At 62.2% G+C, this 14103-nt stretch carries 9 protein-coding genes; 8 read left to right on the top strand and 1 reads right to left on the bottom strand.

Going from position 1 to position 14103, the window contains the following annotated elements; genetic code table 11:
• Positions 1 to 145: 145 nt before the first annotated feature.
• The 7 genes from OQF70_RS05965 (at position 146) to OQF70_RS05935 (ending at position 11894) form a co-directional block, all read left to right on the top strand.
• On the top strand, positions 146 to 1258 hold the full coding sequence (locus tag OQF70_RS05965; RefSeq protein WP_280536533.1) for an enolase C-terminal domain-like protein: 1113 nt from the start codon (positions 146 to 148) through the stop codon (positions 1256 to 1258).
• Between the two features lie 532 nt (positions 1259 to 1790).
• Positions 1791 to 2918 carry a zinc-binding dehydrogenase gene (locus OQF70_RS05960; protein WP_280536446.1) on the top strand — a complete coding sequence of 376 codons (1128 nt, stop codon included), beginning with the start codon at positions 1791 to 1793 and terminating at the stop codon, positions 2916 to 2918.
• 272 nt (positions 2919 to 3190) lie between these two features.
• Positions 3191 to 4666 carry an aldehyde dehydrogenase family protein gene (locus OQF70_RS05955; RefSeq protein ID WP_280536444.1) on the top strand — a complete coding sequence of 492 codons (1476 nt, stop codon included), beginning with the start codon at positions 3191 to 3193 and terminating at the stop codon, positions 4664 to 4666.
• Between the two features lie 414 nt (positions 4667 to 5080).
• Positions 5081 to 6154 (top strand): hypothetical protein, encoded by a 1074-nt coding sequence (locus OQF70_RS05950; RefSeq protein WP_280536443.1) that lies wholly within the window; start codon positions 5081 to 5083, stop codon positions 6152 to 6154.
• 29 nt (positions 6155 to 6183) lie between these two features.
• A complete protein-coding gene (locus OQF70_RS05945; protein ID WP_280536442.1) occupies positions 6184 to 6717 on the top strand; it encodes a TRAP transporter small permease in 534 nt (177 codons plus the stop codon).
• Positions 6714 to 8015: a TRAP transporter large permease gene (locus OQF70_RS05940; RefSeq protein WP_280536441.1), complete on the top strand. Its 1302-nt coding sequence runs from the start codon at positions 6714 to 6716 to the stop codon at positions 8013 to 8015. Before OQF70_RS05945 ends, OQF70_RS05940 begins: the two co-directional genes overlap by 4 nt.
• Before the next feature lie 732 nt (positions 8016 to 8747).
• Positions 8748 to 11894 carry an FAD-binding and (Fe-S)-binding domain-containing protein gene (locus tag OQF70_RS05935; RefSeq protein ID WP_280536440.1) on the top strand — a complete coding sequence of 1049 codons (3147 nt, stop codon included), beginning with the start codon at positions 8748 to 8750 and terminating at the stop codon, positions 11892 to 11894.
• 36 nt (positions 11895 to 11930) lie between these two features.
• Here the strand turns inward: OQF70_RS05935 and OQF70_RS05930 are convergent, their stop codons facing one another.
• The gene (locus OQF70_RS05930; RefSeq protein ID WP_280536438.1) at positions 11931 to 12962 is read right to left on the bottom strand and encodes a DUF5787 family protein; all 1032 of its coding nucleotides are present in this window, start codon (positions 12960 to 12962) and stop codon (positions 11931 to 11933) included.
• A gap of 140 nt (positions 12963 to 13102) precedes the next feature.
• Between OQF70_RS05930 and OQF70_RS05925 the strand changes: the two genes are divergently transcribed.
• Complete coding sequence (locus OQF70_RS05925) at positions 13103 to 14029, top strand: Dam family site-specific DNA-(adenine-N6)-methyltransferase (protein ID WP_280536437.1); 927 nt, start codon at positions 13103 to 13105, stop codon at positions 14027 to 14029.
• Positions 14030 to 14103 lie beyond the last annotated feature (74 nt).

Raw genomic sequence — 14103 nt, 5'->3', positions numbered from 1 at the left:
CTCTAACTTAACGCGACCCTCCTCCCGTGGAAAGAGATTAAGTAAGCGTAACTTCAATCCGGTTTCATAGTCATAATCAGTTATGTCTCCACAGATAACGCGGATCGAACTTACTGCATTCACGTATCCAATAGCGGACGTTCGGATCGATCACACGTCACAAAAGCTCGTCTACGCTCCCGGTGAGACACACGAACGTCAAATTCACGCCATCAGAATCCACACCGACACCGAATTCACGGGTGAGTATATTGGCGGGGGGAAACCGGCAGCCACCCAGGTCGGGCTCTGCGCGGAGTACCTACTGGGAGCGGACCCGCTGCAACGCGAGAAACACTGGAACGCGATGCGTGAGATGCTCCGAAAGTACGACCAGATGGGACTCGGAATCATCGACATCGCGCTCTGGGATTTCGCCGGGAAGTACGCCGGGCTTCCGATTCACGAACTGCTCGGCACGCATCGAACGAGGCTCCCGGCGTACGCGTCCACGTACTTCGCTCAGCTCGATTCCGGGCTCAGTTCGACGGAGGACTTCGCGGACTTCGCCGAGACGTGTTGTGAATACGGGTACCAAGGATTCAAAACGCACACGTGGTGTGAAACGGACGCATACGATCTCGAGGCTGAAATCGAACTGATCGAGGCCGTCGGCGAGCGGGTCGGCGACCGGATGGCGTTGATGCACGACCCGGTCGGGAAATACGAGACGCGCGCGGACGCGCTCAGGGTCGGGCGGGCGTGTGACGACTACGGATATTTCTGGTACGAGGACCCGTACAAGGATATGGGACGATCACAGCACGGTCACCGGAACCTTCGGCAGTCGATGGACACGCCGATTCTCCAGACGGAACTCGTTCGGGGAGTGGAACCGACGATCGACTTCGTCGCGAACGACGCGACGGACTTCGCCCGTGCGGATCCGGAGTGGGATGGCGGGATCACGGGAGCAATGAAGATCGCCAGAGCGGCGGAGGGCCTCGGCGTCGACATCGAGTATCATCTGGCTGGACCCGCCCAACGACACTGTATGGCGGCGACCCGCAACTCCAACTTTTATGAGATCGGGTTGGTCCATCCGACGTCCAAGGATCCACACTCGGAATATCCGGTGTATCAGGACGGATATACGGACCGGATAGACAGCATCGACACGGACGGGACGGTGGGCGTCCCGGACGGACCGGGTCTTGGCGTCGACTACGACTGGGACTACGTGAACGAAAACCGGGTTGAAAGGACCGTCTACGAGTAATCGACACCGGATGCGTTCTATTCGGTGCCGTTCTCGGACTCGCGGGACTGACGGCACGCTCGGGAATCCAGAGTGAATCGAACTTTGTTTCGTCGATCCGGCATTCGTTCGATTAAATAGAACGATTTGGTAAGAGAAATCACCGAGAGAGTTATCTGAAACGGCTACAATCCTATATGATCCATACGACGTGACCCAGTGAAGATCGTTGCCGATTGGTGTTCACTTTGTTTATATTTATTTATATATTTTACATTCACTTGATTGGGGGCGATTGGTCGTCAAGCCGTTCACGCCGATAGCGCGCCCTCCCCCATTAACTTACAAACCTACATCTGTTATTGTATCGGATGCCATCCGTGACTATCATTCGCCCTATTCGAACGAATCGACATAATTCATTTTTATTTATTCTAATTTACCGCATTATGCCGTTCCACTCCGAGATCGCTTGTCTCAGGGTCGGGAATCGCCCTGATAACGATCCCCACAACACTTATTAACCCGGTTGCTCTTAGCCGATGTGGCTACGATGAAAACGACCGCTATCGTTATGAACGAACCCGGTGAGCTCGAGATCCAAGAGATAACGATTCCCGACGTGGGTCCGAATGACGTGTTGTTGCGCGTCGAGGTGACCGGAATCTGTGGCACGGACGTGCATATGTATAATGGCGGGATGGATCTCGATTTCCCGGTCGTTCCGGGACACGAGTTTACCGGGGTGATCGAGGAGGTCGGGGAAAACGTGGAGCGGGACTCCAAGGGCACCGAGATACGGGAGGGTGATACCCTGTCGGTCGTCCCGGCGATGGACAACGACGGGACCGATTGGTACTCTCGAAACATGCCGGGGCGTCCCCGGTTGAGCGAGAACGCCGATCGGTTCGGCTTCGATAACGTCGCGGACCAATACGCCGGCGGGATGAGCAAATACGTCGTGTTGCCGTCCAAATCATACTACTACAAGCTTCCCGAGGACGTCCCCTCCGAGTTGGGCGCGCTCGTGGAACCGATCTCGGTCGGGATGCACGCCTTCGAGCGGTCGATGCAGCCCGGACATCCCCACATCCGTGAGGGGTTCGGCGTGGGGCAAAGCGTCGCGGTACAGGGTGCGGGACCGATCGGCCTCTTCGCCATCGCGTCGGCGAAGGCCGCAGGCGCGGGACAGATCATCGCGATCGACGCTCTCGACGAACGACTGCAATTGGCAGCGCAGTTCGGAGCGACCGATCTGGTCAACCTAACCGAGTACGGGGAAGACGAACTCATAACGACGGTAAAGGAGCTCACCGCAGGTAACGTCGGGCCGGACATCGTTATCGAAGCAGCTGGCGTCCCCACGGCGGTCGAACAGGGGATCGAACTCCCCCACGACGGCGGCACCTTCGTTGAGGTTGGTCATTTCGCCTACAACGGCGAGGCCGAGATCAACCCGACGCGAATCGTCCAGAAGGAGCTCGACGTCCTCGGGAGCCTCGCCTACCCGCCGACACAGTTCGAGTCGGCGATCGCTCTCATCGACCAGTTGCAAGACGAGGTTCCCTTCGGGGATCTGTTCAACTTCAAAACGACGTTCGAGGACGCCGAGAACGCATATGAAGCACAGGAAAGCGGTGAGGCCTATCGAGCCACGATTCATCCCCATGGGCTGGAGTGACCACGGGTGGTACCCTCGATGACGCGTCCGTGACCGACCGTATTGACGGATGGCACAGGCGGCCCCAGTAGCACGATCGGGATTCCCAGCAACGCTACCTGGAAGTACGCGTGTACCGCCACTTTGGGTTCGTGGGTCGTGCCTCCAAGTTATGCTTCCTCCGGGTCGTGCTTCCACCCGGTTCGGCGGGAGGTCGTGCGCCGGGGCGTGTGCCCCGTTTGATTCCGTGCGTCCCAAATGTTAATATACGAGCGACGAGTTCCGACGGACGCATGTCGCTAGACCAATCAGAACGGACGGACAAGGATATGCTCAGTAACGGCACGTGGATCGAGGGCGACGAGCGAACGGACGTGATCAATCCGTATGATGGGACGACCGTCGGTACGATTCCGGTGGCGAGTCGCGAGCAGGTAACGGATGCCATTGAATCGGCCAGGGACGCCGCCGAGCAAACGTCGCTCTCGGCGTACGAGCGGTATGAGCTCCTTTCGATCGCTGCGGATCGCCTCGAGGAGCGGATCGAGGAGGTCGCGGAGATAATCACGAGCGAACAGGGCAAACCGATAACGGAGGCGAGAACTGAAGCCGACCGGACAGTACAAACGCTTCGGCTCTCAGCAGAGGAAGCAAAGCGTCAGTTCGGGGAGTACGTTCCGATGGATCCCCAGAAGGGGATGAGACGGGATCACTGCTTCACACAGCCGGAACCTGTGGGAGTCGTGGCCGGAATCACCCCGTTCAATTTCCCCCTTATGCTGATGGCACACAAGGTCGGGCCGGCAGTTGCTGCGGGGAACGCGTTCGTCGGAAAGCCGGCGACCACCACTCCGCTTTCCGCGCTCGTGCTGTTCGAATGCCTCGACGCCGCGGTTACGGAAGTGGACGCACCGGATGGCCTCGTGAACGTCGTTACCGGAAGCGGGTCCGTGATCGGCGAGGAAATCGTCAATCACGAGGCGGTCGACTCGATCTCCTTTACCGGTTCGACCGCGGTCGGCAAATACCTCGCGAACAACAGCGGAATGACTGACGTGACGCTCGAACTCGGCGGAAACGACCCGACCATTCTGTGGTCGGATACCGACATCGAACGGGCTGCCGTCGAGATCGTGCAAGGGGCGTGCTCCAACGCGGGGCAAGTCTGTAACAGCGTCGAGCGGGTTATCGTTGACGAGACGGTCGAGGATGAGGCGCTTGCGGCACTATCCGACGCTGCAAGCCGGCTGAACATCGGCGACCCCTTCGACGACGAGACGGACGTCTCGGCGATGGTCAGCGACGAGGAGTTCAACGGGACCGTGGAGCTGTTCGAGGAGACGGTCGAGCAGGGAGCGACCGTCGAATACGGCGGGCGGTACGGTCGCGATCTCGGCGATCGGGTCTTTGAACCGACCGTTCTCGGAGGCGTTACGCCGGATATGCCCGCAGCCAGCGAGGAGACGTTCGGGCCGCTGATCCCCGTCATCCCGGTTAGTGGCTTCGGTGAGGCGCTGGCGGAAGCGAACGATACGGAGTACGGCCTCGAGGCCGGGATTTTCACGCAAGACATCGACCGCGCGAAGCGAGCGGCGGATACGATCGACGCCGGTGGAGTGAACGTCAATACTGTCAGCGGATTCCGGACGGACCATATGCCCTACGGCGGATTCAAGGATAGCGGCACGGGCAAGGAGGGGATCAAATACGCCGTTGAGCACTTCAGCAGGACGAAACTGGTCGGGTTCCACGACGGGATGAACGGCTAACCGGACCCATTCGAGAGACGGCGTTCAGCATTTGTCGAGTGCTTGTCGACTCGCTCCTTGAACCGGGTATGATCGACCGAACCGTTCGTTTTTCGCCGCTTCGGATGCGGTTGCGGTCATCACAATATAATACCTATTAAACCTATTATCTTGGGAAAAGGTTTATATTATGTGTGTGTGTATAGTCGTCTCGTGACACGTAATAGCACACGGCCATCCCGGCGCAGAGTTCTCAAAGGAGCTGCTGGTTCCGCCGGTCTTCTCACACTAGCGGGGTGTGTTGAAGATAGTGGCGGAAACGGTGGCAACGGCGGGAGCAACGGCGGCGGAAACGGCAACGGTGGCGGCAATGGCAACGGCAGCGGAAACGGCAACGGTGGTAGTGCCGAATTGGAGTTCACCATCGGCGGAGTGATGTCACCTCCCGGCAGTGAATGGGAAGGTGCACAACCCTCCGGACACTGGGAGTTCGAACGGCGGGTGGAAGAACAGAGCGACGGGCGCATCCAAGTGGACAACGTCGCCGAAGGGCAGATCTGTGGCGAGCTGGACTGTCCGGAGAGCGTTCGTAACCAGTCCGTCGAGATCGGGAGCGCCTCGATCGGTAACTCGAGCGCGAGTTTCCCGATGAACGACATCTGGATGATTCCGTACACGTTCCCGAGCGAGATATCGCTCGCATACACGCTCACGCAGGCGGAAACGTACGAGCAGTTCTGGGTGCCGTTCGCCCAGGAGTACGGTGTTATCCCGCTTTGGTACCACGCGCCGGCATTACGGGCGATACACATCGGCGTCGATAGGGCGGACAGTACGGATTACACCCATCAAGTGCCCAGCGACGTAGAGGGGATGGACTGCCGGAGAACGGCGAGTCAGGTCTCCGGAATCGCGCTGAATGAACTCGGTATGAATCCGGTCTCGCTCTCCTGGGCGGACGCCCTGCAGGGGCTCCGATCGGGGACCGTCGACGGGGCGGAAGCGGCTGCCTCGCCCATCTGTGCGTACGGCGGGAACAACGCCGAGGCGCTTGCTTCAAGCATCATCAACAAATGGACCATCCACAACGACACGAAGTGGGCCAACGTCGAGTGGCTCAAAAGTCTCTCGGACGAGAACCTGTCGCTGCTCGCGGACGTGTCGAAGTCCGTCTACGAGGATCTCGTGCAGAAGAATATGGACGAGATCCATCAACAACGGCTCGGAATGTATACCGACGATCCCCCGGAGTCCTCGTGTACGATCGAACACGATCTGGAGTACAACTACCTAGACGACGATCAGATGCAGGAGTGGGAAGCCGCCATCGGCTATGAGGACAATCTGGATCTGTACTCGGATATAATCGGTTCGGCAGGTCAGATCGGCGTCGATGGTGAAGCGTTCCACGAATACCTCGTCGATACAGCTCGGGAGGACTCCGTCCCATCCAGCCACAGCGACTTCACCGTTGACGCGTGGTGGGACGAATACCTCTCCGAAATGTAACGCGAGGTTTTATTTTATTTGGAGGAAATATGTCAGATACTAACAAATATGGTACGGCGTTGGGGAAGGTAGAGGAGAACTTCGAAGGGTACATCGCGATCGTTCTGATAAGTCTCTATACACTGTTGATCTTCTACACGGTGATCCAGCGGGTTACGTTCGAGAACCCACCTTCGTTTACGCTAAACGGAACGCTCCTTCTGTTTACCTGGATGGTTTGGGTAGCGGCGGCGTGGGCGATCCGCCACGAATCGCACTTCCGGTTTTCGCTGGCCAGATCGAGGCTGTCGAACAGGGCGAACTACGTGTTACGGTACGTCGATTTCGTAACATGGGTCTCGTTCGCTGGTATCGTCGGGTACTATTCGATAGAACTCGTTCAAAGACGGCTTGCCACCGGCAGACCCATCCTCGGCACGCCGATTCCGCTGTGGGTGGCTTATTTGGCGATCCCCGTCGGAATGGCGCTCATCATACTACGGGCGACCCAGCAAATAATTATGATCAAACGGAAGTACGATAGCGGTGAAGACGTTACGCCGACATCGGATATCTCAAAATGAATGCTCCAGTACTATTAGCAGTCTCCTCGACCGAATTCCTGATCGGCATTACGGTACTGACTGTCGTCGCATTTATTCTTGGTATTCCGATATATTTGGTGTTCGGATTGTGGGCTCTCGGATACCACGTCGGGTTCGATAGCTTCCCGCTGATCAATATGTCTCAGAGCCATTACGGGGTTCTCCAGAGCTTCTCGTTCACCGCGATTCCGCTGTTCATTCTTGTCGGAGACCTGATACGTGAGGCGGGGATCGCCGAAAACCTCGTCGCGTTTACCCGAGAGTTCATCGGATGGATCCCTGGGGTAACGGGTAATACGGCGATCGGTACAGCCGCGATCTTCTCGGCGATCACGGGCTCGAACGCGGCAACGACGGCATCCGTCGGCTCCGCGCTGTATTCGCCGCTCTGTGAGGAAGGGTATGAAAACGATTACGCCGCAGCCACCATCGCCTCCGGCGGCGTGTTGGGAGCGATCATCCCCCCGAGCCTCCTGCTGATCATCTACGGGGCAGCCTTCGGCGTCTCGATCGTCGATCTGTTTCTCGCGGGCGTCATCCCCGGATTGGCGATGTTGTTCGCCCTTCTAGCGACGAATACCGTTATCGCGTATCGCAACGATTACGGGGTCACGGACGAGTTCGGAATCGACCTCAAGCAGCTCCTGGTCAAAACGTGGCACGCAAAGGTCGGTCTCGGTACGATCGTGGTCCTGCTCGGCGGTATCTTCCTCGGGATCTTCACGCCAAGCGAATCGGCCTCCGTCGCCGTCGTGTACATCCTGGTTGCGGCGATCGGCTCCCGTCAAATAACGTCGATCGATTCGATCGTTCGTGCCTGCTACTCCTCGATCCTCCTGATCGGGATTATCCTGCCGATGGTCGTCACGTCGATCCTGATCCAACAGAGCCTCTCCGATCTCGGTCTCCAGGAGGCGATCTCCAACGCGATCATCTCGCTGGGTAACCCCGTGTTGATCGCGTTGGTTATGACCGTGATTATGTTGTTGGCGGGATCGGTCCTCGACGGGACCCCGAACATGCTCCTTACCGCACCGATGCTGTCCGGGGCAGCGGCTTCGCTCGGCTGGTCGCCCGTTGCCTGGGGTATCATCTTTATGATGGGTGCCTCCATCGGATACATCACTCCTCCATACGGGCTGAATCTGTACGTCATTAGCGGCATCGCGGATATCGATTATATCAAGGTCGCGAAGGCCGCGAAATGGCACTGGGCCGGATTTGTCGTCGTCTGGATCGGCGTGATGATCTGGTATACGGGGGTCGGTGGGATGTAGGGGGTCGTCTCATCCGGGACAACGCCGGTTTGCAACCACGTTTCAGCCGTTCGTGGATCAGCGTTGATGAAACATACAAAAACGTAGATTTTTGTTGCTCTACTTCTTTGAATATATGATCGGGTTTTCCTCGATCGATCCGCGGTTCATCCCTCACATCGAGGCCATCGCCGTCGGAGTCTTTGGAACACGTCATCGGAGTCGACGAGACACACGGCACGTTTGCCGTCGTACATATCAGACATTCTAGAGGATTTTCGCCAGATCGGGGTCTGATCCGCCGAAAAAGACGGTATATTGGGGCGTCACCGGAACTCGGATCGACAACAGCGTGTCGCCGGTACTGCTCAGTGTTGATAGGGCACCTTCGTGCAACGACGATATGATCGGAACGTTCGATCCCGGGTGATCGATCGGCGCTCCGAGTCGAAGTGATAAGCGGCGGTTCCGGTCTCGTCAACGCCATATCAATCAATTATCAAGTATATATTCAAAAGCGATACTTCTGCACGATAGTGGCGGTTTCCCGGTTCACTGAGCGTTTGCGTTCCACGAACGCCACGTCGCTTCGCCGGGGAAGCCCGACGGATGCACTCGGGCGATGAATCCCCTCAGCCTGCTCCGTCTGCAGAGTTCGAAATATCAACCACCTTCCCGTACACCGCGGGCCTCCCCGTACGCCGCGAGCGCGAGTCAACTATCATTTATACGCGGGGCGTCCCACGGGGAGGTATGAGCAAACGCGCGAGTGCGATCACACCGAATGACACGGATCCTCTCGTCGACGCCGACTTCGACTACCAAGGCGGAGACGTCGAGCGGCCGGAACTACTGGCGGCGCTCTCCGAACGCGTCGACGGCGAAGTGCGCTTTGACACCTACACCCGCCAGCTGTACGCCACCGATGCGTCGGCCTACGAGGTCATCCCGATCGGCGTCGTCTTCCCGCGGTCAACCGACGACGTCTCGCGCGTGGCCGCCTACTGCTTCCGGGAGGGGATCCCGGTGCTCCCTCGCGGCGGCGGTACCTCCCTGGCGGGCCAGACGGTCAACGAGGCGGTCGTCCTCGATTTCTCGCGGTATATGGACGAGATCCGGGACGTCGAACCGGACGCGTCGACCGCGACCGTCGACGCCGGCGCGTACGTCGGCGACCTCAACCGGGCGCTCGAGCCCCACGGCCTGAAGTTCGCCCCGGATCCGGCCTGGCGCGACAAGTCGGCCGTCGGCGGCGCGATCGGCAACAACTCGACCGGGTCACACTCGCTCGTCTACGGCAAGACCGACCACTACGTCGAGGAGCTCGAAGTGGTGTTGGCGGACGGCACCGTGACGACGTTCGGCGAGGTGGACGTCGAGACCCTCCGCGAACGCGCCGCGGGAGTGGACCTCGAGACGGAACTCGACCTCGAGGCGTCGCTCGAGGGGAAGCCCCCGGAGACGGCAACCGGATCGGCCGCGGGGGCGGCCGACGATGACGTCGATCTCGAGGCCCGGATCGCCGCGGCCGTCATCCGGATACTCGACTCGGAGGCCGACGCGATCGACGACCGGTTCCCCGAGCTGAAGCGGAACGTCTCCGGGTACAATCTGGACCGCCTGCTCGCGGAGTATCGCGGTGAGTACGGCGAGGCGGGGACCATCAACCTCGGGCGGCTACTGGCGGGCAGCGAGGGAACGCTCGCGGTCGTGACGCGGGCCACCATCTCGCTGGAGGAGATCCCGGAGACGAAGGCGGTCGCGTTGTTGACCTACGGCGACCTGGTCGACGCGATGGAGGACGTCGACCCGATCCTCGAACACGACCCGGCAGCCGTCGAGGTGATGGACGACGTCTTCCTGGATCTTGCCGGCGACACCGAGGATTTCGGCGAGGTCGTCGAGATGTTGCCCGAGGGGACCAACGCCGCGCTGCTCGTGGAGTTTTACGCCGATGACGACGACCAGGGCCGACGAAAGGTCGCCGACCTGATCGCCGACCGCGTTCCGGACGGCGACTCGGAGGCCGACCCGAGCGAGGGCGCTGCGGGCGTTACCGACGCGCCGCGACACGCGCTGACGGCGATGGAGGCCCACGATCAGGAAACGCGCGACCGGTTCTGGAAGATGCGCAAGGCCGGCCTGCCGATTCTCCTGGGTCGGACATCGGACGCCAAGCACATCTCGTTCATCGAGGACTGCGCGATCCCGCCGGAGCACCTCCCCGAATACACTCGCGGGTTCCAGGAGATCCTCGAGGACCACGATACCTTCGCGGCCTTCTACGCCCACGCCGGCCCGGGCGTGCTTCACGTCCGCCCGCTCGTGAACACCAAGACCGTCGAGGGAATCGGGACGATGGAGTCGCTCGCCGACGACGTCTCCGACCTCGTCGTGAGCCTCGGCGGGTCCATCTCGGGCGAACACGGCGACGGACGCGCCCGGACCCAGTGGAACCGGAAGCTGTACGGCGAGGACCTCTGGCGGTCCTTCCGGGAGCTCAAGACCGCCTTTGACCCCGACTGGCTGTTGAACCCCGGCCAGGTCTGTGGCGACGTCTCGATGACCGAGAACCTCCGCTTCGGCCCCGACTACGAGTACGACGCCGGCTTCGATCCGGCCCTCGAGTGGACCAACGAGAACGGGATGCAGGGGATGGTCGAGCTCTGTCACGGCTGTGGCGGCTGTCGCGGCCCTCAGGAGACCACCGGCGGCGTGATGTGTCCGACCTATCGGGCTGCCGAGGAGGAGATCCAGGCCACCCGCGGCCGGGCCAACATGCTGCGGCAGGCGATGTCCGGCGATCTCCCCGAGGACCCGACCGACGACGAGTTCGCGACCGAGGTGCTCGATCTGTGTGTCGGCTGTAAGGGCTGTTCGAAGGACTGCCCGAGCGAGGTGGATATGGCCAAGCTGAAGGCCGAGGTGACCCACGCTCGCCACCAGGAACACGGCGCGAGCCTCCGCGACAAGCTGTTCGCGAGCATCGAGTCGCTCGCGCCGATCGGGTCGACGTTCGCGCCGATCGCGAACGCGCTCCCGAAGCTGCCGGGCGCCGGCTGGGCGATGGAGAAGACGGTCGGGATCGCGGCCGAGCGCGACCTCCCGCAGTTCCGGTCGGAGAGCCTGATCGACTGGTTCGAGGCCCGCGGCGGAGCCGCCGTGCCGGCCGCGGAAGCCACCGAGCGTGTCCTCCTGCTCCCCGACGTCTACACCACGTATATGCACCCTGCGGCCGGCAAGGCCGCGATCCACGTGCTCGAGGCCGCCGACTGTCACGTCGCGATCCCGGACGTCGACGGCAGCGGCCGGCCCGCGTACTCGAAGGGATTCATCGACCGCGCCCGCGAGACCGCCCGTGGGACGGTCGCGGAGGTCGCCCCGAAGGTGGCCGAGGGATGGCACGTCGTGAGCGTCGAACCCTCCGACGCCGTGATGCTCCAGTCGGACTACCTCGACATCCTCGGCAGCGACGACGAGGACGTCGTCCGCGTCGCCGAGAACGCCTACGGGGTCTGTGAGTTCATCGACGCGTTCCGGCTCGACGACGATCTCGCGTTCGACGCGCCCGCCGAGTCGCTGGCGTATCACGGCCACTGTCACCAGAAGTCGACGACGAAGGACCACCACGCGGTCGGCGTCCTCCGGCGAGCCGGCTACGCGGTCGACCCCCTCGATTCGACCTGCTGTGGGATGGCCGGCTCGTTCGGCTACGAGGCTGAGCACCTCTCGATGAGCGAGTCGATCGGCGCGATCCTCGCCGACCAGGTCGGCGACAGCACCGGCGAGACCGTCGTCGCGCCCGGCGCCTCCTGCCGGTCGCAGCTCGATCACCTCGAGGTCGAGACCGACGGCGAACCGCCGCACCCGATCGAGAAGGTCGCGGCGGCGCTGGCGTAGATCGTCGAACGACTACCCGATCACGGACGACTCACGTCACCGCCGAAGCGTTCGGTACCGGGCCCGATCGCGCCGTCGTTCCAAGAGGCTGGTGAGCCCCTTACCGGGACCCCCCTCGATCGGCCACCCCTGCGTGCGCCAGGCGGGCGGCTCCGGCGAGAATGAGGCGCAGGACCCCGAACACTCGCGTGCGGTCGGACACCGTCCCTTCGCGGCGCAGTCGGGGCGCATCGCCTCGCCCGAGTGCGCCAGCCGGAAGTGGCGACAGTCGGGCCGCATCGTGTCGTGGAACGAGCGCCAGCCCCGACCGTAGACGCGCTCGGCGAGGACGAGCCGGCGGGTCTCGCGGTCGGGATCGGCGGAGCCGTGATCGACGGGATCACCACCACTTCCACCACCAGCCGCCCGCAGGTCGCTCGGAAGCCACGCGACCGTCCCCGAGTCGGGATCGACGCCCGTCTCGAAGTCGGTCAGGACGATGCCGGCCTCGATCGGGATCTCGCGTCTGAGAGCCGGCTCGAGCCGCGACCCGGTCGCCTCGGTCGCGAGCCAGGTCTCGTCGAGGAGCCCGGCGTCGACGTCGTACGCCAGCTGGTCGGCGAGCGCCGCGGCGGCGCTCGCGTCGAGGTCCGGCTTGTTCTCGATCGCGACGACGCGGCGGACCCAGTCGGGGTACGGTCGCCTCCGCCGGATCTCGATCCGGCCGCCGCCGGCGCTCCCGCTCGTGCGCTCGTCGATCAGTCCTCGGTCGGCCGCCCGGTGGACCGCCTCGCGGACGTAGCGCCAGGGATACTCGGGCTCCGGGAGCGCGTCCCGGTACCACTCCCAGTCGGCCGGCGCCTTGCGGACGATCTCGAGCAGTTCGCGATCGATCTCCCGGTCGCCGAAGGCCCGGCGCCGGCGGAGGGCGTCCGGATCCACCTCGACGACGACGGTGTCCCAGCGGCGCTTCCGGGTGCCGATCTGCCGGCCGACGATCACGGGCGTCGGATCCCCCGCCGGGCGCCAGGCCAGCTCGGCCCACCGGCAGACGAGCAGCTCGTAGCCGAACTCGGCGTCTGGAACCACGTCTCGAGGGAGAGCCCGCACCGACAAAACGGTACGGTCGTGGCCGGACGTCGTCGTTGCCGGACATCGTCGCACCGGACGTCACGTGCCGCCGGCGAGGCGTTTATGGTTGCGGCCCGAGGAGTACCCCGGGAACACGAATGGCGAAGCCTGTGTTGAAGTGGGCCGGCGGGAAGCGGCAACTCCTCGAGGCGATCTACCGGCGGTTCCCGATCGACTACGACCGGTATCACGAGCCCTTCTTCGGCGGCGGCGCGGTCTTTTTCGATCTCGAGCCCGCGGACGCGACGATCAACGATACGAATCCGCGGCTCGTCAACTTCTACGAACACGTTCGGGACGAGCCAGAGGCGCTGATCGATCGTCTGGAGTCGTTCGAGGATCCGGAGTCGGATCCGGATCCGGATCTGGCGTTCACCGAGGAGACGTCGACGGGACGGGACGTCGAGAACTACTACTACCAGCAGCGCGCCCGGTTCAACAGGCGTCCGTACGGCCACGACGTCGACGAACTCGAGGAGGCGGCGCTGTTGGCCTACCTCAACCGGACCTGCTACAACGGGCTCTATCGCGAGAACGCCGACGGCGGATTCAACGTGCCGATCGGCCGGTACGCCGACCCCGACTGGGTACAGGCCGACCGCATCCGTGCGGCCAGCCGTGCCCTGCAGAGAGCGACGATCCACAACCGCGACTTCGAGTACGTCCGGGAGGTCGCGGCCGCGGGCGATCTGGTCTACGTTGATCCCCCCTACGAGCCGATGAGCCCGACCGCGAACTTCACCGACTACAGCGCTGACGGGTTCGACCGCGAGGACCAGGAACGGCTGGTGGACCTCGTCACGGAGCTGGACGACGCCGGCGTCTCGGTCGTCGTCTCCAACAGCGGCGTGACCGCCGACCGATACCTCGAGGCGGGCCTCGACGTCGATCTCGAGGGCGCGACCCGAGCGATCAACAGCGATGCGAGCAACCGTGACGAGGTCGACGAGATCGTCGCGACGACCGTCCCCGACGAGAAGCGACGCGGAACGACCCAGACCGGACTGGGCGAGTTCTCGGGGTGACCGGCCCAACCCGGACCGACCCAGCCTCGGACCAGCCCGGACCGACCCAGTCTCGGACCGACCCAGCCCCGGAC

It is taken from the genome of Halopenitus sp. POP-27, assembly GCF_029889855.1.
In the GTDB taxonomy this organism is placed as follows: Archaea; Halobacteriota; Halobacteria; order Halobacteriales; family Haloferacaceae; genus Halopenitus; species Halopenitus malekzadehii.
This window is presented reverse-complemented; position numbering and strand designations above follow the sequence as displayed.